The organism is Prescottella equi, assembly GCF_002094305.1.
In the GTDB taxonomy this organism is placed as follows: Bacteria; Actinomycetota; Actinomycetes; order Mycobacteriales; family Mycobacteriaceae; genus Prescottella; species Prescottella equi.
Genome location: NZ_LWTX01000003.1, coordinates 202,227 through 225,858, shown reverse-complemented (window position 1 = coordinate 225,858; position 23,632 = coordinate 202,227). Strand labels below are relative to the sequence as shown.

Genomic DNA, 23,632 nt, shown 5'->3' with positions numbered 1-23,632 from the left:
GCAGATCAGTCGACGCACGGGATGCCTCTGCTGTCGTCCGCCGCCACGGGCTCTTCCGGTGGTGGAGCTTCGAGCGGAGTGCCGGTGTCCTCGGTGGTCGTCGTGGTGCTGTGCGACCCGGACCGGGTGGTCCGGGAAGACGTGGGCAACGGACCGGTCGTGGCCGTGGTCGTGGTGGGGCTCTCGCCCGCGAACAAGCCGGCCACCTCGGCGCGCAGGCGGTTGGGGTCCACGATGTTCACGGCCTGACCGTCGACGGTCCGGTACCCCTCGATCGGCAGGGTGTGGAAGTCGAGTTCGCCCCGGGTGAGGTTGCGCGCACGCAGGGCGAACGACACCGGATCGAGGTCGTCGTCGACCACGACGTCGCTCTTGACCGTGTCGAACAGCCCGCGCATCTTGGAGACACTGCCGAACATGCCACCGACGTCGAGGTTGCGGAGGACGGCGGTGAGGAACGCCTGCTGCCGGCGGGTGCGGTCGAGGTCGCCGTTGGCGAGCCCGTGTCGTTGCCGCACGAACGACAGCGCCTGCGACGGATCGAGCATCTGCCTGCCGGCGGGGAAGTTCGCGCCCGAGTACGGGTCGTCGACCGGTGCGTTGAGGCACACCTCGAGCGGGCCGAGCGCCTCGGCGATGTCGTAGAAGCCCACGAGGTTCACCTCGGCGAAGTGGTCGATGGGGACGCGCAGCAACTTCTGCACGGTCTCGATCGTGGACCGTCGCCCGGCGTCGCGGGATCGCTGTTCGCGTTCGGCGGGGTCGGTCACGCCCTGCTCCTCGAGGTCGGCGTCGGCGTCCGCCTTCGCCATCCCGTACGCCTCCTTGATCTTGTGCTTGCCGTACCCGGGGACGTCCACGTAGTCGTCGCGGGGGATCGCGGCCGCGGTGGCTCGGCTGCCGTCTCCCGGGACGTGCAGCAGGATGAGCGTGTTGGTGTTGTAGCCACCCGCGTCGCTGTCCCCGGCATGCAGTTCGTCGGTGACGAACTCGGCCGGTAGATCGTTGCCGTGCATGTCCTTTCGGCTGTCGAGGCCGATGAGCAGAATGTTCGAGTCGCCATGTCGGGAATTGCGGTCGCCGCCGGTCAGGACGTCGAGGGCGCCTGACCGGAGGATTCCGCTCGTCAACTCGTGGTGCGCCGCCCATCCGAGTCCGGTCACCACCAGGACGGCGGTCGCCGCGGTGGCCGCCGCGATGCGCAGGGCGGTGACCGTCCTGCGTCGGCGGCGTGGACCCGCAGCGTCGATCGTGTCGTCCTGATCGGAGCGCACTGCCCCAACATAGCCGGGCCCAGCGCACCGACACCCGGCGAATCGGGTCACATGTGGGTGACGCTCAGCCGAGTTGCTTCACAACCGCTTCGGCCACGGGCCGTGCGCTCGCCGGATTCTGCCCCGTCACCAGGCGCCCGTCCTCCACGACGTGCGGCGCGAAGGGCTCGGCCGCGAAGGAGTACACCGCGCCCCGCTCCTCCAGCCTCGCCTGGAGACTGAACGGCACCGCATCGGCACGGTGCGCGAATTCTTCCTCCGGCCAGGAGAATCCGGTGACATTGCGGCCGGCGATCAGGTACTCGCCGTTCGCAAGGGTCGCGCCGAGGAGGCCGGCCGGGCCGTGGCACACGGCCGAGACGACCTTGCCCGTCTCGTGGAATTCCCGCAGCAGGCGCGAGAGGTGCGGGTCGTCCGGGAAGTCGAACATCACGCCGTGCCCGCCCGTGAGGTAGATGGCGTCGTAGTCGTCGGCGGCCACGTCTGCGATGGAGACGGTGGTGTCCAGTAGGTCCATGAATGCCCGGTCTGCATAACGTTTTCTGGTTCCCAGCTCCTCCAGGACGTCCTGGGTGAGGCTCTCCGGATCGAGTGGGACCGGGCCGCCGGCGATGCTCGCGATGGTCGCGGTACCACCCGCTTCGTGCAGGTAGTCCCAGAAATGCGTCAACTCTCCCAACCACAGTCCGGTGCGGTAGCCGACGCTCTCGTACTCGCCGACGCTCGTGACGACGATCAGTACCCGCTTGCCGCTCATGTGAACTCCTCGGGTGTTCGGCGGTTTCGCTCCGCTCCCACGTTACGAGGCGACGGTGTTCCTCACCATCTCCCGCTCGTCACGGTCCGATGATGTCGTGATCGCGAGTGCCATCACGGCCGCGACCGCGCACAGACCGCCCGCGACGAAGAACGCCGCGTCGTAGCCGCCGAACCGGTCCCGGACGACGCCGGCCAGGAACGCGACGAGCCCGGCGCCGATCTGGTGCGACGCGAGCACCCACCCGAAGACGATGGGGCCGTCGGCGCCGAAGTGCTTGCGGCACAGTGCGACGGTCGGCGGCACGGTCGCCACCCAATCGAGCCCGTAGAAGATGATGAACGCGATCATCGGCGGGTGCACCGTCTCCGCGAAGAGAATGGGCAGCACCATCAGCGACAGGCCGCGCAGCAGGTAGTAGATCCCGAGGAGCTTGCGGGAGTCGAACCGATCGGTGAACCAGCCCGACGCGATGGTGCCCACCAGGTCGAAGATGCCGATCACGGCAAGCAGGCCGGCGGCTGCCGTGACGGGCATGCCGTGATCGTGGGCGGCGGGGACGAAGTGCGTGCCGACCAGTCCGTTGGTGCTGGCACCGCAGATGGCGAAGGTTCCCGCCAGGAGCCAGAACACCCGGGTCCGTGCCGCCGAGCGCAGGACGCCGAGCGCGCGCCCGACCGCACCTCCGGACGCCGACGGCGGCTGTGGCCGGACGTAGTCGGCCGGCGCTCCCAGCGGCGGCACACCGACCTCCTCCGGACGGTCCCGGAGGAACACCAGTACCAACGGCACCACGGCGAGTGCGGCGACGGCGACGGTGAGCGAGACCGTCCGCCAGTCGTAGCGTTCGGACAGGGCCGCCAGCGCCGGCAGGAACACGAGCTGGCCGGCGGCACCGCCCGCGGTGAGAATGCCGGTGACCAGGCCGCGGCGGGCGACGAACCAGCGGTCGACCACCGTCGCGACGAAGGCGAGCGCCATCGACCCGGTCCCCAGACCCACCAGGACTCCCCACAGCAGGATCAACTGCCACGTCGTGGTCATGAAGACCGTCAGGCCGCTGCCCAGCGCGACCAGCGTCAGCGCTGCCGCCACGACTCGCCGCATGCCGAAGCGTTCCATCAGCGCTGCGGCGAACGGTGCGGTCAGTCCGTACAGCACGAGGTTCACCGAGACCGCCGCGGAGATGCTCGCGCGGGACCAGCCGAAGTCGTCGTGCAGCGGGTCGATCAGGATCGACGGCGCCGCCCGGAAACTGGCGGCTCCGACGAGGGCGAGGAAGGCCACGACCGCGACGAACCAGGCCGGGTGGATGCGCGGTACACGCCCGCCGGGGATGGAAATCGGGGTGGCGCGGAGCGGGGCGATCTCGGAACTCACGGCGTACATTGTGGCCGCCGCGGCCCGGACCGCCCCGCTCGCCCCGGAGTGCTCAGTTCGGCATGAGCGCCGGCGGCGTACCCGGCAGGCCCGGGTAGTACGTGCCGGCCGACCAACCGCCGTCCACTGCGAGTTCGGCGCCCGAGATGTACGACGCCTCATCGCTCGCGACGAAGAGGGTGGCCCGCGCGATGTCCTCGGACTCGCCGATTCGTTGCAGCGGCACACCCACGTACTTGCTCTGCAGATCGTCGCCGACCAGACCGCCCGGATTGCCGAGCGTGGTGTCCACGCCGCCGGGGTGCACCGAGCACACGCGGATGCCCGCCGGGCCCAACTCGTAGGCCAGCGCCTTGGTGAGTCCGCGCACCGCCCACTTGCTCGCGGTGTACGCGGCCAGGCCGTTGACGCCGCGCAGCCCGTCCACCGAGGAGATGTTGACGATGACGCCGCGGCCCGCCTTCTTCATGGTCGGCACGACAGCCTTGGCGCCCAGCAGGTTTCCGAGGACGTTGATGTCGAGCAGGCGTTCGGTCCGCGCGACGTCGAGGTCCTCGATCGGCGCCCAGTGCATCACTCCGGCATTGTTCACCAGGATGTCGAGGCCGCCGAAACGGTCGACGGCCACTGCGACGGCCGACTCCCACGAAGATTCGTCGCTCACGTCCAGCGGCGTGAAGATGGCGGCGTCGCCGAGTTCGGCGGCGAGTGCACGCCCCTTCTCCTCGAGCACGTCACCGAGCACCACGCGCGCGCCCTCGTGGACGAACAAGTGCGCGGTGGCGGCGCCCATGCCCTGCGCCGCGCCGGTGACGATCGCGACCTTGCCTTCGAGCCGTGCCATGTGTCCTCCGAAATCCGTTGCGCGCCGGTCGGTCCGGCCTGCCACGGACCATGGCGTGATCGCCCCGTGAAGAAAAGGGTGTTTCTCACTCAGTGGTACGGGTCACATCTCGGGTGGCGTCTAGTGCACGACGGCGCCGCCGTCCGCGATGATCACCTGGCCGGTGATGTAGCTGCCGGCGTCGGACGTGAGCAGTAGTGCGGGACCGACCATCTCGTCAGGTTCGGCGATGCGCTTCTGCAGGGACATCTCCCGCATCGCCTCGATCGCCTCGGGCGGGTTGTTGCGGACCATGTCGGTGTCGACCGAGCCCGGTGCGAGCGCGTTGACGCGGATGCCGCGCGGCGCGAATTCGGCGGCCATCGAGCGGGTGAACGACAGCAGTGCGCTCTTGCCCGCCGCGTACATCGCGACTCGGGGAGAGAACATGAATGCGCCGACGGAGACGACATTGAGCACGGCAGCGTGCGCGCTGGCCTCGAGATGCGGCAGGGCGGCCTGGGTGAGGAAGACCGGGCCGCGCAGGTTCACGTCGTACGACTTGGACCACGCGTCCGCGGTGAATCGGCCCAGCGGCTGTGTCAAGGGATTCGCGGCGGCGTTCACGAGGATGTCGATGCCGCCGAACTCTCCAACGGCCCGGTCGACGAGTGTCGTCAGATCGTCGAGCTCACCGAGATGGGTCGGCACACCGATCGCGTTGCCACCCAGATTTCGCAGGTGCTGCTCGATCTTGGCGCACGCCTCGGGTTTGCGGCTGGCCACGACGACGTTCGCGCCCGCGGACACGTACGCCTCTGCGAGTGCGAGGCCGATGCCGCGGGTGCCGCCGGTGACGACCGCGGTGCGGCCGGTGAGATCGAACAGGGTGCCGAGCTTCTCACGGTTCACGATCGGGGGTTCCTTTCCGAGGGACATGCGGGTCAGTGGACCCAGGACGGTGCCCGGCGCTCCGCGAACGCCGTGACGGCCTCGGCGAACTCGCCGCCGGTGCCGGCCAGGATCTGGGTGCGGTTCTCGAGCGCGATGGCCGCGTCCACGCTGCCGGCGGATGCGTTGGAGACGAGAACCTGCTTCGTCATCGCCAATGCGAACGGGCTGTGGTTGCACAGGGTGGCCGCGAGTTCGGTTGCGGTGTCCAGTAGTTCGCCGTCTTCGGCCACGCGGGTGACGAAGCCGATCCGCTCCGCCTCGGTGGCATCGAACTCGCGACCGGTGGTGATCAGTTCGGCGGCGCGGCCGCCGCCGACGATCCGGGGAAGTGTGTAGCTGATCCCGATGTCGCAGCCCGAGATCCCGATCTTGACGAACTGCACGCCGAATCGGGCCGATGTGGACGCGATCCGTATGTCGCACGCCGCCGCCAGCGCGAGTCCGCCACCGAACGCGGGTCCGTTGATCGCGGCGATCACGGTCTGCGGGAGTCGTTGGATCCGCGGGACCAGCGAGGCGATGTACTCCTGTGTGCGCATTCCGGCCGCCGGTCCGGTGAGGCCGGCGGCGGTCGGCGCTGTGCGGACCGGATCCTTGAGGTCGAGACCGGCGCAGAAGCCGCGACCGGCGCCGGTGAGGATCACGACGCGGCACGAGTTGTCTCGCTCGAACGCGGCCAGGGCGTCGTGGAGTTCCTCGACCAGGGCGAAGCTCAGCGCGTTGAGACGCTCCGGCCGGTCGAGTGTGAGGATCGCGACGTCCGGTGCGGGCCGTGCGATGTCGATCAAAGTCATTCGGGCTCCGCTTCGTTCGAATCGTCCGGCTATCAGGCTTACACCATGTAAGGTAAATACGCAGCACTTTCACGAGGAAGGGTCCGAAGTGACTCAGGACGGTCCCGGCAGGGGGCGGCGGCGCGACCCCGTGCGGCATCGTGCGGTGCTCGACGCCGCGGCGCAGGTGCTGGTCGAGGACGGCTACGAGGCGCTCACCTTTGCTGCGGTGGCGCGGCGGGCGGGTGTCGGACGTCCACTGCTCTACCAATGGTGGGGAACGAAGGGCGCGCTGGTGCAGGAGGTGCTGTTCCGGCGCGAACCGGTGTCGGCGCGGGCCGTCACTCCCGGCGCGTCCTTCGAGGAGACCTTCACGGCGATGGTTCACGACATGGTGTCGCTGCAACTGCTGCCCGAGTACCGGCGAGGGATGCCGGGACTGATCGCAGACATGGTGGCAGACCCCGCCCTCCAGGATCAGGCCGAACGCCGGTTCATCGGGCCCGTGCGGGCGCGCTATGTCGAGGTCTTCGACCGAGCGGTCCGATCCGGCGAGATCGGACCGAACGTGGATGGCGCCCTCGTGCTGGACACGCTGCGCGGTGCGCTCACCACGCTGACCTCGGCCCGGCCGGACTGGGAAGCGGACGATTTCGTCGACTATCTCGTGCGACTGGTGCTGGACGGGATCCGCACCGGCTGACGGCTTCACGAGGAGACCTTCCCGGTATCGCGCCCGGCGTGCCGAAGTGTCCTACGGTGGACCGGAGGCCGACAGCGAGCGGAGGTCGACATGCGCAGGCGCGACAAGGAAGAACGCCCGGACTACGACGAATCCCACCTGAGGGTCGGGAAGCCGAAGACGAAGGCCGCCGGTGTTCCCGCCGTTGCGGTCTCCATGAAGCGGTCGCTGGAGAACATGGGCATCGTCCGCACCGGTGAGACGCTGCTCGAGTTGAACAAGGTCGGCGGCTACGACTGCATGAGCTGCGCGTGGCCCGACCCCGAACCCGGACACCGGCACCCGGCGGAGTTCTGCGAGAACGGCGCCAAGGCCGTCGCGAACGAGGCGACCCTGCGCAGGGTGACGCCCGAGTTCTTCGCGCGTCACTCGATCGCCGAACTCGCCTCGCGCAGTGAGTACTGGCTCAACGAGCAGGGGCGGATCACGCACCCGATGATCAAGCGGCCAGGGGCGACGCACTACGAACCGATCGACTGGTCCGACGCGTATGCGCTGATCGGACGCGAGCTGCAGTCCCTCGACCCCGACGAGGCGATCTTCTACACATCCGGCCGTGCCTCGAACGAGGCTGCCTTCGCCTATCAACTGTTCGTTCGGGCGTACGGCACCAACAACCTGCCGGACTGCTCGAACATGTGCCACGAGTCGACGTCGATCGCGCTCGCCGAATCGATCGGAATAGGCAAGGCCAGCGTGGTCTTCGAGGACATCCACGAGGCCGATCTGATCGTGCTGCAGGGGCACAATCCCGGAACCAACCACCCGCGGATGCTCACGCACCTCGAGGAGGCGAAGAAGCGCGGCGCGAAGATCCTGTCGATCAACCCGCTCAAGGAGGCGGGCCTGCTGCACTTCCAGAACCCACAGACCCCGAGTGGGGTGATCGGCCGGGGGACGGATCTCTCCGACTACCACCTGCAGATCAAGCTCGGTGGCGATCTCGCCCTGATGCAGGCGATCGGTTCGCTACTCGTCGAGTGGGACGCGCTCGACCACGAGTTCATCGAGGCGTACACGCACGGCTTCGAGGCGTGGCGCGATCATGTCAGGGCGGTGGACTGGGACGCGGTCACGGCGTCCACCGGGCTGTCCCGGGCGGAGATCACGGGGGCGGCGCAGATGCTGCGCGAGTCGAAGGCCACGGTCTTCTGCTGGGCGATGGGGCTGACCCAGCACCGCAACGCGGTCGCGATCATCAAGGAGGTCTGCAACGTCGCGTTCGCGCAGGGCAACATCGGCAGGCCCGGAGCGGGGCTGCTGCCACTGCGCGGCCATTCCAACGTTCAGGGCGACCGGACCATGGGGATCTGGGAACGCCCGCCGCAGAGCTTCCTCGATGCGCTCCAGCTGGAGTTCGGTTTCGATCCGCCCCGCGAGTACGGCTACGACACCGTCGATTCGATCCGCGCGATGCGGGACGACAAGGCCAAGTTCTTCATGGGGCTCGGTGGCAACTTCGTCGAAGCGGCCCCGGACACCCGCGTCACCGCGGGCGCGATGCGCAACACCCGGATGTCGGTGCAGATCTCGACCAAGCTCAACCGGTCACACCTCGTCACCGGCGAGACCGCACTCATACTCCCGACGCTGGGGCGCACCGAGAAGGACGTCCAGGCGAGCGGGGAACAGTTCATCTCGGTCGAGGACTCGGTGTGCGCCGTGCACGCGTCGCGTGGCCCGCTCGATCCGGCGAGTCCGCACCTGCAGTCGGAGACGGCCATCGTCACGCAGATCGCGCACGCGACTCTCGGTGACCGTTACGGCCTCGATTGGCTGGGCATGCGGGACGACTACGCGAAGATCCGGCTCCACATCTCGAAGGTGGTTCCGGGGTGCGAGGGCTACGAGGTGAACGTGCGTCGTCCGGGCGGATTCATCCTCCCGCATCCGCCGCGTGACTCGAGGACGTTCGAAACCCCTTCGGGGAAGGCCGAGTTCGACGTCGCTCCGATCGAGGTGATGCAGGTGCCGCCGCGGCACCTGATCCTGCAGACGCTGCGCAGCCACGACCAGTTCAACACCACCATCTACGGCCTGAGCGATCGCTATCGGGGTATCGAGGGCGGGCGCCGCGTGATCTTCATGCACCGCGACGACATCGCCGCTCTCGGCTACGACGACGGCGATCGGGTGGACCTGCTGACGGAATGGAAAGGCGACGACTGTGCTCGGTACGCGCCAAGTTTCCGGATCGTCGAGTACGACATTCCGCGAGGCACGGCGGCGGCCTACTATCCCGAGACCAATCCGCTCGTCCCGCTGGATTCGACTGCGCTGAAGAGTAATTGCCCCACGTCCAAATCCATCATCGTGCGACTGGAGCGGGCGGGCACCGTGCGGGAGGCGCACATCGACGCGCGTACGCAACACGACATCGGCTGGGACTGGTCGCACAAGAGCGAGCCGCAGCCGCGTTACCTCTCCTGAGTGTGCGCGGGCGGTAGTCCGGCGGCGACCGCCACGGTGTCGAGTACCCACGCCTCGTATCGCTCCGGCGTCCAACCGCTCTCGCGCACGAGGTGTGTATAGGTCTCGGGGCTCAGCAGCGCCAGTGCGACGTCCGTGGCGGCGTGGGGGTCCACGCCAGGCGACTTCGCGGCGAGGGCGTCCATCAGGTGCCGCTGAACGGTGCGACGCTGCTCGAGATTCGTCTGCCACAACTCCGCGACCTCGGAGTCGGCCGACGCTCCGGCCCGCACCGCGAGCAGCACGTCGGCGGCGCGTTCCAGGATCAGGCGGGCGTGGTGGATCTGGATCCGCAGCTGATCGCGCGGATCGGGGGCCGCGACGGCGTCGGCGACCCAGCCCCGGTCGAGAGTCGCGACCGGCGCGTCGTCGCCGGCGATGGTGATGTCGAGCAGGGACGACAGCACGCTGCGCTTGTTGCCGAACACGAAGTACACGCTCTGCGACGACACGCATGCGCGGGCGGCGATCTGCTTGATCGTGGTGGCCGCGTACCCGGTGGTCGTGAACAAGGCACACGCGGCGTCGAGGATCTTCGCGCGTGCCGGTCGCTGTCCGTTGGAGGTTGCCACGCCCAAACCCTAGCTCTAGAGTTGTGCTCTAGAGCAGCACTCTAGTGGTGGAGGTGGCGGGATGAGGGCACTGGTCCTGGGCGGTTACGGTGCGGTCGGCGCGTCGCTCGTGCGGCACCTGCGGGCGGCGGGTATCGAGTCTTCGGCGGCCGGACGCGACGCGGCCCGCGCCGATGTCCTGCTGGACCTCGCCGACACCGGTGCGCTCGAGGCGGCGGCGCGAGCGGTGGACGTGGTGGTGAACGCATCCGGGCGCGAGAACGCCGACGTCGCGCGGGCCGCGGTGCGGGCGGGCGCGGTGTTCGTCGACATCACTGCCACCACGTCGTACTCGCGGGAACTGGAGCGGATCGAAGGTCCGGTCCTGCTCGGTGTCGGTCTGGCGCCGGGGCTCACCGGGTTGCTCGCCTCCGAGGTCGCCGCCACGGGAGCCGGTCCGGTCGAGATCCTCGTCGGGATCGGGGCGGGCGAGCGCCACGGCGCGGCGGCGGCTGAGTGGACGTACCGCCTGCTGGGGGAGCGGTTCGACGACCCCGACGGCTCACCGGTCCGCAACTTCACGCGTCCGCAGTCGATTTCGTTGCCGCCCGCAGTCTCCTCGGAGTACCGCGCCTTCCCTGCCGTCCGCGCGGACTTCGCGGATCAGCACGTGCTCACCGCCGGTCTCGGGGTCCCGGTCCGTACCTATCTGCGGATGGACTCGCGGATCGCGACCCTGGGGCTGGCGACGCTGACGTGGGTTCCGGCACTGCGGTCCTTGGCGCCGACCCGGATGTGGGGTTCCGACCGGTGGATCGCCCTGGCGCGGAACGCGGACGGTGCTTCGCGGTGGGCGACCGGGCGCGGCCAGTCGGAGGGGACCGCCGCGATCACGGCGTGGGCGGTTGCGCGGCTGGCGGAGCGTCCGATCGCCCGGCCGACGTGGTTGCACGACAATGCGACCCTCGCCGAGCTCCGGTCGTCGTCCGCGGCGGATGCGATCGAGTTCGGTGCGGTCGACGGCGCCACTCGGTAATTCGATTGCGCGGTGCGTGCGCCCGTCCTAGGGTTTCGCGAATCCGGCACGTCGGCCGGTCCCTACCCGTATGGAAGTGGTGAATTATGCCCCGGACAGCCGCCGAGCTCCTTCGCGATCCCGCGAACCGCTCCGGCCGGTGATCCGAACCAGACATCGGATCCCCTGTCCGGTGTGATCCTTCCGCGGGGTCGACGACGCTCGGCAACCTTTGCCGCCCAGTCGATCTCACAGAGGAGTTTCCCGTGTCCCACAGCGGCACGCCGATTTCACGCCTGTCCACCTTCACGTGTGTCCGTTGCGGGCTCACCGTGTGCGTCACCACGCCGGACGCCGTCCCGCGTACGCACTGCCCGAACTGCCTCGCCGGCAGGCACGGACGGTGCGACGCCCGAACCCATCCGATCGCGGTCGCCGTGCAACGCGACGGCGACTGGATGCTGATCCATCGATGCACCGGTTGCGATCGTCTCGAGGCCGGGCCGGTGGCCTCGGACGACAACCAGCTGCTGTTGATCCGCATCGCGGTGAAACCGTTGGCGCAACCGCCGTTTCCGCTCGAACACCTCGCGCACCTCTGACGCGGCGTGAGGTGATTCGCGTGTCACGCAGGAACGACAGAACCGAACGTCCGCAGCGCGCCAAACCCGTCCACCGGGACGGCCCGGCACGCCGTGGGACATCCTTCCGCTGCCTGGGTTGCGGATTGGACGTCCCGATGTGGGCGCCCGGCACGGCGCACCGCAACCACTGTCCGACGTGTTTGTGCAGTAGGCACGTCGACCGCACCGTCCCCGGCGACCGTGCGTCGTCGTGTGGCGGCCGGATGGACCCGATCTCCATCTCGGTGCGCGGCGGCGGTGAATGGCTCATCGTCCACCGATGCGGTGCGTGCGGTGCGATGGGTGTGAACCGCACGGCCGGTGACGACAACCCGCTCGCCCTCGTGCGGATCGCGGTGCGTCCGCTCTCGCATCTCGATCGCGTCCGGTAGCCGGTTCTCGGCTCGGAACCGAAGGGTCGGCCCGGACCCGCTCGGGCGATTGCCGTGCGGAAACCGCGATTCCGGGGCAGGGTTGACAGCAAGCGCAGTGCCGCGCGGCCCGAGGAAGGCCCGTCTGCAGTGAGTGGACGGGCCTTTTTCGGGCTTTGTCGCGGCTGAAGGGAGGTTCTGGAGTGGATTTCCAGACCCTGTGGGATTTCGTGTCCGAGCGGCGTCAACAGCTGCTCACGGACTCGTATCTCCATGTCAGCGCGGTCGTCCAGTCGGTGGTGATCGCGGGTGTGATCGCCGTCCTCGTCGGGATCGCCGTCTACCGCAGTCCGATCGGGTCGGCGGTCGCGACGGGTCTGGCCAGCACCGTGCTGACCTTGCCGTCGTTCGCCCTGTTGGGTCTGCTCATCCCCATCCTGGGCCTGGGCGTCGCGCCGACCGTGACCGCCCTGGTCCTGTACGGCCTGCTGCCGATCATCCGGAACACGATCATCGGTCTGGCCTCGGTGGATCCGGCGATCACGGACGCGGCCCGCGGCGTAGGCATGAACCGGCTCCGGGTGCTCACCCGCATCGAGATGCCGTTGGCGTGGCCGTCGATCCTCGCCGGGATCCGGGTCAGTACGCAGATGCTCATGGGCATCCTCGCGATCGCGGCCTACGCGAAAGGCCCGGGCCTGGGCAATCTCATCTTCTCGGGCCTGTCCCGCGTCGGCAGTCCCACCGCCGTACCGCAGGCGCTCACCGGCACCGTTCTCATCGTCATCCTGGCGCTCGTCCTCGATGGACTGCTCGTCCTGCTCGGGCGCCTCACCACCTCGAGGGGGCTTCGTGACTGACCTTCTACCCGCCGAAGAACGAACCGGCAGTGGCGTCGAAATCGTGCTCGACGACGTCGTCAAGCAGTACGCGGGCCAGGACGACCCGGCCGTCGATCATGTGTCGATGACCATTCCCGCCGGTGAGACGGTCGTGTTCGTCGGACCGTCCGGATGCGGCAAGACCACCACCATGCGGATGATCAACCGGCTCATCGAGCCGACGTCGGGCACGATCACCATCGCCGGCCGCGACACCCACTCGATCGATCCCGACCGGCTGCGCCGGGGCATCGGCTACTCGATCCAACAGGCCGGTCTGTTCCCGCACCTCACGGTCGCGAAGAACGTCGCCACCGTGCCCGGACTGGTCGGGTGGGACAAGAAGCGCACCGCCGAGCGTGTCGACGAGATGCTCGATCTGGTGGGACTGGACCCGGACACGTACCGCGACCGCTACCCGCGGCAGTTGTCGGGCGGGCAGCAGCAGCGCGTCGGCGTGGCCCGCGCACTCGCCGCGGATCCGCCGGTGCTGCTGATGGACGAGCCGTTCGGTGCGGTCGACCCCATCACGCGCGGACTGCTGCAGGACGAGTTGATGCGACTGCAGTCCGATCTGGGCAAGACCATCGTCTTCGTCACCCACGACTTCAACGAGGCCGTCAAACTCGGCGACCGGATCGCCGTGCTGGGCAGCCAGTCGCACGTGATGCAGTACGACACCCCGGAGGCGATCCTCGCCAACCCGGCCAACGACATGGTCGCCGGGTTCATCGGCGCCGACGCGTCGCTCAAGCAGCTGACGCTCGCCCGGGTTCGCGACATCGAACTGAGCCAGTGCCCCACCGCGTACCGGAACGGATCGGTGGCCGAACTGCGCCGGGAGCTGGCCGAGCAGGACGCGCCGTGGGGCCTGATCCTCGACCCGCGCGATCGCCCGCTGCGGTGGGTCTCGCCCGAGCAACTCGCGACGGCGGGTTCGCTCGAGGACGTCGGCAACCCGGTGGGCGAGAACGTGTCGCTCACCTCCACGTTGCAGGACGCCCTGGAAGCACTGCTGGTGCAGGCGAGCGCGTCGGCCGCCGTCACCGGCCGGCGGGGCGAGTACGCGGGCATCGTGACGATCGACACGCTCGTCCACGCACTGCAGGAGGTACGCGAGGAACACGCCGACGACCACGTCACCGGGGAACTGTCCGAATGACCACCGCCACCGAACAGCAGGCGACCGCGCGCGCCGAACGCATGCGGCTGCTGGTGCAGCCGGTGCTGGTGCTGATCCTGGTAGGCGGCGTGCTGGGCTGGGCGTTCAGCCGGGACCTCAATGCCACGCAGAAGGCGAGCATCAACGTCGCCAACATCGCGACGCTCACGTGGCAGCACGTACTGATCACCGTGGTGGTGGTACTCATCGTGCTGGCGCTCGCGGTGCCGCTGGGTACGTTGCTCACCCGGCCGGGCTTCACGCGGTTGGCGCCGATCTTCGTGGGCATCGCGAACATCGGTGCGGCCGCGCCGGCGATCGGCCTGCTGGTGTTGTTCTACCTCGCGACCCGGACCACGGGATTCTGGATCGGGGTGCTGCCGATCGCGTTCTACTCGCTGCTCCCGGTGCTGCGGAACACGATCCTCGGCTACCAGTCGGTCGATCCGACGCTCGTCGACGCCGGTCGAGGACAGGGCATGTCGGCGCTGACGGTGCTGCGCCGCGTCGAGTTTCCGCTCGCGGTGCCGTACATCCTGGCGGGCCTGCGCACGTCGCTCGTCCTCGCGGTCGGCACCGCGACGCTGTGCTTCCTGGTGAGCGCGGGCGGTCTCGGCATCCTCATCGACACCGGATACAAGTTGCGCGACAACGTGACCCTCGTGGTGGGCGCGGTGTTGGCGGTGGCGCTCGCGTTGCTGGTCGACTGGCTGGGCGCGCTCGCCGAGACGTACCTCGGCCCGAAGGGACTGCGCTGACATGAAGGTGATGCGACGAGTCCTGGTCGGCACCGCGGTGGTGCTGGCGACCACGCTGCTGGCGTCGTGCGGCCTCGAATCGGGTGGTGCCCTCCCACTGAAGGTCGGTCCCGGCAGCATCGCGCCCGTCGCCGAGCTCGACGGTGCGCGGATCACGGTCGGCTCCAAGGACTTCACCGAGCAGGTGATCCTCGGCTACATCATCGAGTTCGCACTGTCCGCGGCCGGTGCCGACGTCCGCGACCTGACGAACATCCAGGGCTCCAACAGCACTCGCGACGCGCAGTTGGCGGGACAGATCGATGTCAGCTACGAGTACACCGGCACGGGCTGGATCAACTACCTCGGGCACGAAGAGCCGATTCCCGACTCACGAGCACAGTTCGAAGCCGTCCGGGACGAGGATCTCGAGCGCAACGGGATGGTGTGGACGGATCCGGCGCCGATGAACAACACGTACGCGCTCGCCACCAGTCGGGCCACCGCGGAGCGCACCGGGGTGCGGACGTTGTCCGACTACGCCGCCCTGGTGGAGCGGGATCCGGCCGCGGCGACGACGTGCGTCGAGACCGAGTTCAACGTCCGCCAGGACGGCTTTCCCGGCATGGCGGCCGCGTACGGATTCGACCCGGCGCGAGCCGATCGGCGGATCCTGCAGACCGGCATCATCTACCAGGCGACCGCGGACGGCAGCCAGTGCAAGTTCGGCGAGGTGTTCACCACCGACGGCCGGATCGCGGCCCTCGATCTCGTGGTGCTCGAGGACGACCGTCAGTTCTTCCCGAAGTACAACCCGGCGTTGACGATGCGCGAGGACTTCGCCGAGCGGTACCCGGAGGTCGCGGAGGTGATGGCACCCATCTCGGCGGTGCTCACGGACGACGTGATCAGCGAACTCAACAAGCAGGTGGACGTCGAAGGCGAGGACCCCGCGACGGTGGCCAGGCAGTGGCTCGTCGACCGGGGTTTCGTGACAGCGGAGGGCTGAATCACACCATCCCGGTGAGTCCTTCGGCGCCGTCGGCGAGGAACCGGATCAGCTCTCGGTCGGGCTGGACGCGTCCGTCGGCGCCGTGCAGATACAGCCCGCCGACGACGTGATCCGCCCGATCGCGCAGCGGAACCGCGAGTGCGGCCCGGCCGATCCGGGACTCCTGGCACTCGTGAGCGAACCCGTCCAGCACCACCGCCCGCAGGTGCCGGGTCAGCTCGTCGAGGTCGCAGATCGTGAATTCCGTCAGCCGGCGCAGGTCCGGCTCGGGGTGCACGTCCGGGAGATACGCGAGCATCAGCTTGCCGAGGGCGTTGGCGTGCAGGTGCTTCGACAGCATGCCGACGGCCGCGATCTCGTGGTCGGGGTCGCGGTCGACGATGCGCAGCCGGCCGCCTGCGAACGACGCGACGTGGATCGCGAACCGCGTGCGCGACCGTAGTTCCTCCACGGCCTCGTGCAGTGACGGCAGTGTGCCGGTGTCGGCGGCGGCCCGCGCGAGCTCCGCGGTGCGGCGTCCCAGCGCGAAGCCGGACAGGTCCGGCACCCGCACGAGGAAGCCCTCGGCGACGAGCAGATTCAGCATCCGGTAGGCGGTGGCCGGAGGTACACCCGCGAAGCGCGCGATCTCCTTGGCCGTCGTCCCCGGGCCCAGATGCGCCACCGCCTCGAGCATCCCGAGTGCCCGCTGCACGGCCTGCGGTTGTTGCCCGCTGAAGTGCGTGCCCTCGGTGCGGACCTGGGTACGTGACGGCATCACCGTTCGCCGTCCCGGGCCTGTCGCACGCCGTGTCCGGCGGTCGCGACGATGCGCCGTCGGCCGTCCTCGTCCACGACGAGAACCCCTGCGCCCGGCAGGATGTCGGCCGTCTCGACCGAGTCGAACGCGCCCACCGTGGCGAGACTGTCGGGCCGGGACCGGCGCAACAACTCGTGCCACACGACGCCGGACGACCCGACCAGCGTGAGCGTCGCGGGCACCATCCACACGTCGTGCACGGTGCCGTCGACGGCGAGGCACGCGAGCAGACCGGCGCCGAGTACCGTGACGAACACGGCGGCCGCACGGGTCGTCGCGGTGTGCTCGCCGATGCGGCGCAGGAAGCGCAGCGACGCGAAGGCGACGAGCGTGTACGCCGTCACCAGGCCGACCTCGACGACGCCGTCGAACACCGCCGAATCGGCCCGCGCCCACAGCGCGTAGACCGCCGCGCCGGTCAGACTTGCGGAGGAGAAGAGCGCGACCGCGACGTGCGGCGTGCGGAACCGCCGGTGTACGCGCGAGAGTGCCGGCGGGAGTACGCGTTCGACGCCCATCGAGTACAGCAGCCGCGATCCGGCCTGCGCGCAGCCGAGGGTGGACGCGAACCACGAGCACGTCATGCCCGCCTTCACCGCGAGCACGACCCCCCACGAGGCACCGGAGGCGGTGCCGTCGAAGTAGGCGCCGACGATCACCGAGCCGTGCCCGAGGAGCGACGCGGTGGCGGCGAACACGAAGAGGATCCCGACGAGGACGGGGGAGACGAGGACGGTGCGGGTGACGGTGACGAGGGGGCGTTTGGCTTCCGGGCCGAAGAACGCGGCGCTCTCGAAGCCGGCCATGGACAGCACGGTGAGCATCGCGAGGAAGGGGAGCAGGCTCACGGGCGTCGGCGGCAGATGAGCGCCGGCCGGGGCCGTGCCGGTGGGCGTGCCGATCATGATCGCCACGATCAGGACCAGTGAGAGGCTCTCGACCACCAGGATCGCCCGGGTCGCGAACCGCACACCCCGCACCGCGATCGCGCCGACCACCGCCGCCAACACGGCGATGGTGAGCACCCACGGTGCGGGCCCGTCCAGCCGCAGCCCGAGCAGATCCGCGATGTCGAGCAGACTCCCGGCGGCCTGCGACATGACGGAGATCGAGATGCCGAGGTAGCCGACGACCAGAGCGGTGCCGGTAGCGAGCGCCGCCCGCGCGCCGAGGCCCTGGAACACGAAGCTGTACAGCGATCCGGCGGCCGCGAGGCGGCGGGTGAACTGGGTGATGCACAGCGCCACCAGCGCGACCGCCGCCGTCGTCGCGCCGATCACGAGCACGCCCCCGACGCCGGGCCGGTACGCGGTGATCCACAACGCGATGAACACCATCCCGGTGGCGGGCGCGATGGTCGACAACGACTGGCCTATCAGGTCGACCAACGTGAGCCGTCGCCGGCCGAGGGCACGCAACGGTGAATACACCTGCTCCGGTGGGCTTTCCGCCTCCTGTGCACGGGCAATCGCTGCCCGGAGTGCAGCTGTCACGACTCTCGTCCCGTCTGTACGCCCGGTGGTACAGACGCAAGCTAACCCCGGTGTGTTTCGGCCCGGTTACCTTTGCGAACAATGTGCGATTCGCAAGTGGGAATCGCCTTCTCGCCGGCCCCACTCGTGATGCGACGGAACGTTTCGTCACCGTCGCAACGGCGACTTCCGGGACGGCAACGATGGGTCCACACCGTTGGAGAAGGAGGTGGATCCACCCATGCTGTGGACGATGATCGCGGCAGCCGTCGGGGGTGTGCTGCTGCTCGCCGGAGTGCCGAAGGTGCGAGATCGGGAGGGCCTGCTGCGGGTGGTCCGCGGCTACCGGATCCTGCCGGCGTCACTGGAGCGACTGGTCGCGGCGACGCTGCCGTCGGTGGAGATCGCGCTCGGCGTGGCCCTGATCGCGGGCTTCGCCCCGCGGATCGCGGCGGCGGTCGCTACGGTGCTGTTCACCGGCTTCTGTGTCGGGCTCACCGTCAACCTGCTGCGAGGACGCCGCGAACTCGATTGCGGCTGTTTCGCGTTCGGGAACGAGGGCGAGGCGCCGCGGATCGGCTGGTTCCACGCGGTGCGGGCGGCCACGCTGGCCGTCGTCGCCGGGGCGCTCGCGGCCACGACGTCGACGGCCCCGACACCGGCCGAGCACGTGCTGGCGGTCGCCGGCGTGCTCGTGGTGCTGGCCGCAATCGTCGCGGCCGTGCAACTGCGCTCGGTGGTCCACCTCGGACGCCGGCCCGTCGACGCGCACCTGAGCAAGGCATCCATCGAATTGCGTGTCGCATCGGCGATCTCGCGCTACTGACCGACGTTCCCTCACGACAAGGATCGACAATGAACACTTTCCTCCTCATCGCCGTCGTGGTCCTGGCGGTCGCCGTCGCGGTGCTGTTCCTCATGGTGCTGGCGCTCGCCCGCGAGATCGGCCGTGTGCAGGTCCGGCTCGGCCCACTGGGCGCCCGGATGATGGACACCGGCCCCAAGGTGGAACAGGTCGCGCCGTCGTTCCGCGGCCTCACCGACCACCTGGGACGCACCGTCGGCGTCGGCGGGCACCGGGACAAGCCGCAGCTGCTGCTGTTCACCGCGCCCACCTGTTCCACGTGCAAGAGCCTGCTGCCCGGGCTGCGGGCGATGGCGAAGGCCGAGAGGGACCTGGAGATCGTCATCGTCTCCGACGGGACCCCGGAGGAGCACGCGCAGTTCCTGGCCGGCTCGGGGATCGGCAGCGAACTCAGCTACGTCGACGGCCGTGACGTCGGTATCGCCTACCAGGTCGGGACCACGCCGTACGGCGTCATCCTCGACGAGCACGGCAAGATCCGGTCGAAGGGACTGTGCAACCACATGGCGCAGGTCGAAAGTCTGCTCAACGCACTCGAATCCGGTACCCCGTCACTCCAGCACCTGCACGAGCAGGCGAAGACCAACCTCGCCGCGCACGTCTGAAACCCCCCATCGAGAACGGAGAGAACACATGTCCGACAAACCGATACACGACGGTCCGGAGATGTACGAGAACCGGTATCCCGTCGACGAGGACACCGTGAGGGAGCAGGCCGCGTGGATGGCCGGGTCCGGCGGAACCCTCGCCAGCCGTGCCGGGCGCCGGATGTCCGAGCGTGTGTCGCGCCGGTCGATGATCAGCCGGATCGGCAAATGGACGATGGGCGTTTCCGGTGTGGCGCTGATCAGTTCGCTGCCGGTTACCAGGAGCGCGTTCGCGCAGGAGGCCGCACCGCCGCCCGCGCCGACGCCCGACAAGGACCCACTCGTACCGGTGTACGACGGCAAGGACCCTGCCGAGTGCGAGTACTGGCGCTGGTGCAACATGGACGGCACGTCGTGTGCCGCGTGCAACGGCGGTGGCGTCACGACGTGTGCGCCGGGCAGCAAGCCGGGCGCCGAGTTCTGGGTGGGGTGCTGCACCAACCCCGACACCGGCAAGACGTACCTCATCGCGTACTACGACTGCTGCGGTGCGCCTTCGTGTTCCAATGCCTTCTGCGGCGAGCCGGACATGCAGGCGATCATGTACAACCCGGTCTCCGGCAGCTACGACCAGGAGATCATCTGGTGCGTGTCGGACGAATCCCAGTCGTACACGTGCACGATGGCGCCGATCATCGGCGAGGACTGCCAGACCCGTCCCGCCGCCCGTCCCAAGGTCGGAGCCGGCTCATGACCGATGCCTCACGCCGCCTCGTCCGTGGTGCCGCGGCCGCCGTCCCCGTCGCGCTCGTCCTCTCGCTCGCCGCGTGCTCGTCCGACGCGGCCGGTAACGAGTCGGAGTCCTCGCAGGCCACAGCAGGCGAGGTCACCTACCCGAGTGTCCCGTTCACCGCGCCCGGCGCGGGCATCTCGTTGGGACACGACGACCAGGCGATCGGTTCCACCATCCCCGAACCGCTGCACGTCGGCGAGGTCCAGCCGGCCAAGGCGAACGAACTCCTCGCCGTAGCCGGGGGATTCGGCAAACTCGAGCTGGGTGTCAACGTGATCGATCCCGCGACGGGCGTCGCCGCGGGCCGCATCGTGGTGGGTCCCGGAATCTGGGACCCGGTGATCCACGGCTTCGTCGGCGAGAAGACGAGCGACCCGGCAGTGCTCGCCGCCGAGGTGTGGCGTCCGCGGGGGTCCCGCGGGGCGGCCGACTTCACCGTGAGCACCTATTCCGGCAACCTGCTCGAGCCGTCGGAGGCGATGCTGCCCGACTACGCCCGCGTCCACTCGCGGCCCGGTTCGAGTGCGGTGACGTCGGACGGCAAGTACTTCGTCACGTGGGACGACGGGCTCTACGGTGTCCGCGTCGTCGACCTCGCCGCGAAGAAGGAGAGCGGCGCGTTGCAGATCATCGGGTGCGGGCCGTTCACGTGGCTCGACGGACACGAGCTCTACAGCGTGTGCGAGGAGAGCCGCGAGCTGATCCGGATCTCCATCGACGACGCGGGCGTCCCCACCGAGACCGCGCGCACCAAGGTGTTGCCCGACGACTTCGTCAGCGCCCGCGAGGTCACGTGGGCGGCGGACGCGAAGAAGGCGCTGCTCGTCGGCGGCAACGGTGACGTGTACGTGTTCGATTTCGCGAACGGTCTGCCGTCGTCGACGGTGGCTCCGATCGGCAATGCCGGTCAAGAGGGCGGCCGCTTCGCGGGGAACGCGATCGACAACACCGGCAGTCGCATCGCGATCGAGTACACCGACACCGAGATCCATCCGCACTCGGCGCGCGGCGGCGACGTCGTGAAGATCGAACTGCACGACGCCACCACGTTCGCGCCGGTCAAGACACTCGACCTGCCTGCGCTGGGGCTGACCGGGATCGACAGCATGGCGTACTCGGTGGACGGCCGCACTCTCTACGTGCTCGGGGACGGTCCCGAGGTGGACGGTGAGACCGAGAAGGCGATCGTCGGCATCGAGTCCGCCACCGGCAACAAGGTCAGCACCGCGAAGGTGACCGGAACCGTCGAGGACATCGGTACGCTCCTCACTCCCCAGGTGCTCCGATGATTCGGCCCGACCGCGGCCCGGTGCTCGACCGCCGCCGATTCTTGCGGCTGAGTTCGCTCGGCGTCGGCGCGGTCGGGCTCGCGGCAGTCGGATCGGCCACCGCGGGTTGTAGTTCCGGAACGTCGGACGCGCAGGCCTCGTCGGGCAACCTCGACTACATCCTGCCCACCGATCCGGAAGTCGCGCAGGCCGAAGCGGCCCGCGCCGCGAGCGGGGCGACGGCGTCGTTCGCGCTCGCGGCCGCGGTCGGCGCGGTCGATCTCGGTGGCCGCGTGGTGGACACGTGGACGTACGGCGGCAACGCGGTGGCCCCCGAACTGCGGCTCGGCAAGGGCGACCGGGTACGGGTGTCGGTCGCCAACGGCCTACCCGCGGACACCACGCTGCACTGGCACGGCATCCGGATCCGTAACGACATGGACGGTGCGGCCCCGGTGACCCAGCCGGCGATCGGAGCGAACGGAGGCACGTTCGAGTACGACTTCGTCGCGCCCGATCCCGGCACCTACTGGTACCACTCGCACAGCGGCCTGCAGGCCGACCGGGGCCTCTTCGGCGCGATGATCGTCGAGGATCCGGACGACAGTACCGGCGCCGATGCGGACGCCGTTCTGGTGCTGGACGATTGGATCGACGGCCTGGGAACCACGCCGGACGCGGTGCTGATGGCACTCAACCCGGCGATCGCCGGCGGGCACGCGGGGCACGGTGGCGGTGCGGCCGCGCCGACGGCTCACTCCGAGGGCGAGATGGGAGTGGCGCAGCAGTTGGTGGCGCAGGGCCACGGTGATTCGACGGCACTGGGCGGTATGACCCAGCACATCGCCTACCCGATGCACCTGATCAACGGGCGACCGCCGAACGATCCGGCGGCGATCGAGGCGCCGGTGGGGCAGCGGCTGAGAATGCGCATCATCAACGCCGCGGCAGAGACTCCGTACCGATTCGCGGTGGCGGGTCACGAACTGACCGTCGTGGCCGTCGACGGCTTCGACGTCCGGCCGGCCGTCGCGGACACCGTGATCGTCGGCATGGCGCAGCGCATCGACGTGCTGGTCACCGTCCGGTCCGGGGTGTGGCCGGTGGTGGCGAAGGTCGAGGGGCGCGACGGCTACGCATCGACGGTGCTGCGCACACCCGACGCTGTTCCGTTGTCGAATCCCGATGTGGGCGGACTGGTCCCGGAACTCTCGGGTCGGCTGGTGCTCGAGAGCGAGTTGCGTCCCGTCGACGCGGCGCGTCTGGAGGACCGCACCCCGGACCGGGACTACCGCGTCGAACTCATCCAGGCCGGCGACCGCTACGTGTGGGGCATGGCGGGCGCCGACGCGGGCAAGCTCGTCATGAAACAGGGTGAGCGGGTGCGCATCACGATGACGAACTCGTCGTCGATGTGGCATCCGATGCACACGCACGGGCACACCTTCGCCGTCCCCGCCTACGGGGGGCTGCGCCGGGACACCGTCAACGTGCTGCCCGGCACGGAGCTGGCGATCGAGTTCGACGCCGACAACCCGGGCGAGTGGATGTTCCACTGCCACAACGCCTACCACTTCGAGGCCGGAATGACCGCGAACCTGCGGTACATCCGGTGAGAGGACCGATCATGAAGAGAATCGTCGCACTCGCCGCGGGCCTGATCACGACGGCTGCGCTGGTCACCGGTTGCAGCAGTGGGGAGGCCGACGCGGGCGGCAGTGCACCCGCCGCGGTGATCGAGGTGAAGAACATGGCCTACACACCGGCCCAGGTCACCATCGAGAAGGGACAGACCGTGCAGTGGAAGTTCGACGACGCGGGCCTGCCGCACGACGTCGCGGGTGAGGGGGCGCTGCAGGACGAGTTGAAGAGCGAACTGATGACCACCGGCACGTACGAGTACTCCTTCGACGACGCGGGCACCTTCGACTATCACTGCACGCCGCACCCGATGATGGTCGGCACCGTCGTCGTGACGGAATGAACCGGCGGTGGTTCGCCGCGCCCGCCGTGCTGCTCTCGCTGGCCGCGGGATGCGCGGACGCGTCGGCCGCCGGCCCGGACGCCGTCGTGGTGGTGCGCAATGTCCACTTCGGGCCGATGGACGTCACCGTGCCGGTCGGGGGCACGGTGCAGTGGCGCTTCGAGGACGGCGGCCTGCTCCACCACGTCGGCTCCGACGGAGTGTTCGACAGCGGCATCACGAGCGAAGGGAGCTACGAACACACCTTCGACGCCCCGGGCGTATACGAGTACCACTGCTCGGTCCATCGCTACATGACCGGCACCGTCACCGTGACCGGCTGACGGACACAGCAATTCGT

At 69.0% G+C, this 23,632-nt stretch carries 25 protein-coding genes; 16 read left to right on the top strand and 9 right to left on the bottom strand.

The genetic code is table 11. The features are described 5' to 3' along the window. Positions 1-5: 5 nt before the first annotated feature. The 6 genes from A6I89_RS10370 to A6I89_RS10345 form a co-directional block, all read right to left on the bottom strand. Positions 6-1,274 carry an LCP family protein gene (locus tag A6I89_RS10370; protein WP_022598446.1) on the bottom strand — a complete coding sequence of 423 codons (1,269 nt, stop codon included), beginning with the start codon at positions 1,272-1,274 and terminating at the stop codon, positions 6-8. A 64-nt stretch (positions 1,275-1,338) separates the two neighbouring features. Beyond that, complete coding sequence (locus A6I89_RS10365; RefSeq protein WP_005516926.1) at positions 1,339-2,031, bottom strand: type 1 glutamine amidotransferase domain-containing protein; 693 nt, start codon at positions 2,029-2,031, stop codon at positions 1,339-1,341. A gap of 42 nt (positions 2,032-2,073) precedes the next feature. Beyond that, positions 2,074-3,411, bottom strand: a complete 1,338-nt coding sequence (locus A6I89_RS10360; RefSeq protein ID WP_172504547.1) for an MFS transporter — start codon at positions 3,409-3,411, stop codon at positions 2,074-2,076. Between the two features lie 52 nt (positions 3,412-3,463). After that, positions 3,464-4,255 carry an SDR family NAD(P)-dependent oxidoreductase gene (locus A6I89_RS10355; RefSeq protein ID WP_022598444.1) on the bottom strand — a complete coding sequence of 264 codons (792 nt, stop codon included), beginning with the start codon at positions 4,253-4,255 and terminating at the stop codon, positions 3,464-3,466. A gap of 120 nt (positions 4,256-4,375) precedes the next feature. Further along, entirely contained in the window at positions 4,376-5,146 is a 771-nt protein-coding gene (locus A6I89_RS10350; protein WP_013417535.1) for an SDR family NAD(P)-dependent oxidoreductase, read from the bottom strand. A gap of 32 nt (positions 5,147-5,178) precedes the next feature. After that, positions 5,179-5,982, bottom strand: a complete 804-nt coding sequence (locus A6I89_RS10345) for an enoyl-CoA hydratase/isomerase family protein (protein WP_022598443.1) — start codon at positions 5,980-5,982, stop codon at positions 5,179-5,181. 88 nt (positions 5,983-6,070) lie between these two features. On the opposite strand from A6I89_RS10345, the gene A6I89_RS10340 reads away from it, so the two are divergent. Beyond that, on the top strand, positions 6,071-6,664 hold the full coding sequence (locus A6I89_RS10340) for a TetR/AcrR family transcriptional regulator (protein ID WP_022598442.1): 594 nt from the start codon (positions 6,071-6,073) through the stop codon (positions 6,662-6,664). Between the two features lie 90 nt (positions 6,665-6,754). Beyond that, complete coding sequence (locus A6I89_RS10335; RefSeq protein ID WP_022598441.1) at positions 6,755-9,133, top strand: FdhF/YdeP family oxidoreductase; 2,379 nt, start codon at positions 6,755-6,757, stop codon at positions 9,131-9,133. Here A6I89_RS10335 and A6I89_RS10330 read toward each other — a convergent pair. Next, entirely contained in the window at positions 9,121-9,744 is a 624-nt protein-coding gene (locus tag A6I89_RS10330) for a TetR/AcrR family transcriptional regulator (protein ID WP_022598439.1), read from the bottom strand. The genes A6I89_RS10335 and A6I89_RS10330 overlap by 13 nt on opposite strands. A gap of 61 nt (positions 9,745-9,805) precedes the next feature. Between A6I89_RS10330 and A6I89_RS10325 the strand changes: the two genes are divergently transcribed. The 7 genes from A6I89_RS10325 to A6I89_RS10295 all read left to right on the top strand — a co-directional run bounded on the left by A6I89_RS10325 (position 9,806) and on the right by A6I89_RS10295 (position 15,521). Further along, positions 9,806-10,759 carry an NAD-dependent epimerase/dehydratase family protein gene (locus tag A6I89_RS10325; RefSeq protein ID WP_022598437.1) on the top strand — a complete coding sequence of 318 codons (954 nt, stop codon included), beginning with the start codon at positions 9,806-9,808 and terminating at the stop codon, positions 10,757-10,759. A gap of 245 nt (positions 10,760-11,004) precedes the next feature. Continuing rightward, a complete protein-coding gene (locus tag A6I89_RS10320; RefSeq protein ID WP_005516946.1) occupies positions 11,005-11,340 on the top strand; it encodes an RNHCP domain-containing protein in 336 nt (111 codons plus the stop codon). 11 nt (positions 11,341-11,351) lie between these two features. Beyond that, positions 11,352-11,753: an RNHCP domain-containing protein gene (locus A6I89_RS10315; protein ID WP_255221276.1), complete on the top strand. Its 402-nt coding sequence runs from the start codon at positions 11,352-11,354 to the stop codon at positions 11,751-11,753. A 182-nt stretch (positions 11,754-11,935) separates the two neighbouring features. After that, on the top strand, positions 11,936-12,592 hold the full coding sequence (locus A6I89_RS10310) for an ABC transporter permease (RefSeq protein ID WP_005516948.1): 657 nt from the start codon (positions 11,936-11,938) through the stop codon (positions 12,590-12,592). After that, positions 12,585-13,775: an ABC transporter ATP-binding protein gene (locus A6I89_RS10305; protein WP_013417531.1), complete on the top strand. Its 1,191-nt coding sequence runs from the start codon at positions 12,585-12,587 to the stop codon at positions 13,773-13,775. Before A6I89_RS10310 ends, A6I89_RS10305 begins: the two co-directional genes overlap by 8 nt. Beyond that, positions 13,772-14,533, top strand: coding sequence for an ABC transporter permease (locus tag A6I89_RS10300; protein WP_005516951.1), 762 nt, complete (start codon positions 13,772-13,774; stop codon positions 14,531-14,533). Before A6I89_RS10305 ends, A6I89_RS10300 begins: the two co-directional genes overlap by 4 nt. Before the next feature lies 1 nt (position 14,534). After that, positions 14,535-15,521, top strand: a complete 987-nt coding sequence (locus A6I89_RS10295) for a glycine betaine ABC transporter substrate-binding protein (RefSeq protein ID WP_013417530.1) — start codon at positions 14,535-14,537, stop codon at positions 15,519-15,521. 1 nt (position 15,522) lies between these two features. On the opposite strand, the gene A6I89_RS10290 is transcribed toward A6I89_RS10295, so the two are convergent. Beyond that, on the bottom strand, positions 15,523-16,281 hold the full coding sequence (locus tag A6I89_RS10290; protein ID WP_022598432.1) for an IclR family transcriptional regulator: 759 nt from the start codon (positions 16,279-16,281) through the stop codon (positions 15,523-15,525). Next, positions 16,281-17,816 (bottom strand): APC family permease, encoded by a 1,536-nt coding sequence (locus A6I89_RS10285; RefSeq protein WP_037084819.1) that lies wholly within the window; start codon positions 17,814-17,816, stop codon positions 16,281-16,283. The genes A6I89_RS10290 and A6I89_RS10285 overlap by 1 nt, the downstream gene beginning before the upstream one ends. A gap of 220 nt (positions 17,817-18,036) precedes the next feature. On the opposite strand from A6I89_RS10285, the gene A6I89_RS10280 reads away from it, so the two are divergent. The 7 genes from A6I89_RS10280 to A6I89_RS10250 are packed head-to-tail and all read left to right on the top strand — an operon-like array spanning position 18,037 to position 23,615. Beyond that, complete coding sequence (locus tag A6I89_RS10280) at positions 18,037-18,621, top strand: MauE/DoxX family redox-associated membrane protein (RefSeq protein WP_005516957.1); 585 nt, start codon at positions 18,037-18,039, stop codon at positions 18,619-18,621. A gap of 29 nt (positions 18,622-18,650) precedes the next feature. Beyond that, the gene (locus A6I89_RS10275) at positions 18,651-19,265 is read left to right on the top strand and encodes a redoxin domain-containing protein (RefSeq protein WP_013417526.1); all 615 of its coding nucleotides are present in this window, start codon (positions 18,651-18,653) and stop codon (positions 19,263-19,265) included. Between the two features lie 28 nt (positions 19,266-19,293). After that, positions 19,294-20,001 (top strand): methylamine dehydrogenase light chain, encoded by a 708-nt coding sequence (locus tag A6I89_RS10270; RefSeq protein ID WP_005516959.1) that lies wholly within the window; start codon positions 19,294-19,296, stop codon positions 19,999-20,001. Beyond that, positions 19,998-21,329: a hypothetical protein gene (locus A6I89_RS10265; protein WP_005516960.1), complete on the top strand. Its 1,332-nt coding sequence runs from the start codon at positions 19,998-20,000 to the stop codon at positions 21,327-21,329. Before A6I89_RS10270 ends, A6I89_RS10265 begins: the two co-directional genes overlap by 4 nt. Next, positions 21,326-22,924 (top strand): multicopper oxidase family protein, encoded by a 1,599-nt coding sequence (locus A6I89_RS10260; RefSeq protein ID WP_022598429.1) that lies wholly within the window; start codon positions 21,326-21,328, stop codon positions 22,922-22,924. The genes A6I89_RS10265 and A6I89_RS10260 overlap by 4 nt, the downstream gene beginning before the upstream one ends. Positions 22,925-22,935: 11 nt before the next feature. Continuing rightward, on the top strand, positions 22,936-23,292 hold the full coding sequence (locus A6I89_RS10255; protein WP_022598427.1) for a cupredoxin domain-containing protein: 357 nt from the start codon (positions 22,936-22,938) through the stop codon (positions 23,290-23,292). After that, the gene (locus tag A6I89_RS10250; RefSeq protein ID WP_005516964.1) at positions 23,289-23,615 is read left to right on the top strand and encodes a cupredoxin domain-containing protein; all 327 of its coding nucleotides are present in this window, start codon (positions 23,289-23,291) and stop codon (positions 23,613-23,615) included. Before A6I89_RS10255 ends, A6I89_RS10250 begins: the two co-directional genes overlap by 4 nt. Positions 23,616-23,632: the final 17 nt, after the last annotated feature.

Coding starts and splice junctions, on each gene's coding strand:
- A6I89_RS10365 (WP_005516926.1), bottom strand. CDS start 2,031: ATGAGCGGCAAGCGGGTACTGATCGTCGTCACGAGCGTCGGCGAGTAC.
- A6I89_RS10355 (WP_022598444.1), bottom strand. CDS start 4,255: ATGGCACGGCTCGAAGGCAAGGTCGCGATCGTCACCGGCGCGGCGCAG.
- A6I89_RS10345 (WP_022598443.1), bottom strand. CDS start 5,982: ATGACTTTGATCGACATCGCACGGCCCGCACCGGACGTCGCGATCCTC.
- A6I89_RS10335 (WP_022598441.1), top strand. CDS start 6,755: ATGCGCAGGCGCGACAAGGAAGAACGCCCGGACTACGACGAATCCCAC.
- A6I89_RS10325 (WP_022598437.1), top strand. CDS start 9,806: ATGAGGGCACTGGTCCTGGGCGGTTACGGTGCGGTCGGCGCGTCGCTC.
- A6I89_RS10300 (WP_005516951.1), top strand. CDS start 13,772: ATGACCACCGCCACCGAACAGCAGGCGACCGCGCGCGCCGAACGCATG.
- A6I89_RS10295 (WP_013417530.1), top strand. CDS start 14,535: ATGAAGGTGATGCGACGAGTCCTGGTCGGCACCGCGGTGGTGCTGGCG.
- A6I89_RS10290 (WP_022598432.1), bottom strand. CDS start 16,281: ATGCCGTCACGTACCCAGGTCCGCACCGAGGGCACGCACTTCAGCGGG.
- A6I89_RS10280 (WP_005516957.1), top strand. CDS start 18,037: ATGCTGTGGACGATGATCGCGGCAGCCGTCGGGGGTGTGCTGCTGCTC.
- A6I89_RS10275 (WP_013417526.1), top strand. CDS start 18,651: ATGAACACTTTCCTCCTCATCGCCGTCGTGGTCCTGGCGGTCGCCGTC.
- A6I89_RS10270 (WP_005516959.1), top strand. CDS start 19,294: ATGTCCGACAAACCGATACACGACGGTCCGGAGATGTACGAGAACCGG.
- A6I89_RS10265 (WP_005516960.1), top strand. CDS start 19,998: ATGACCGATGCCTCACGCCGCCTCGTCCGTGGTGCCGCGGCCGCCGTC.
- A6I89_RS10260 (WP_022598429.1), top strand. CDS start 21,326: ATGATTCGGCCCGACCGCGGCCCGGTGCTCGACCGCCGCCGATTCTTG.
- A6I89_RS10255 (WP_022598427.1), top strand. CDS start 22,936: ATGAAGAGAATCGTCGCACTCGCCGCGGGCCTGATCACGACGGCTGCG.
- A6I89_RS10250 (WP_005516964.1), top strand. CDS start 23,289: ATGAACCGGCGGTGGTTCGCCGCGCCCGCCGTGCTGCTCTCGCTGGCC.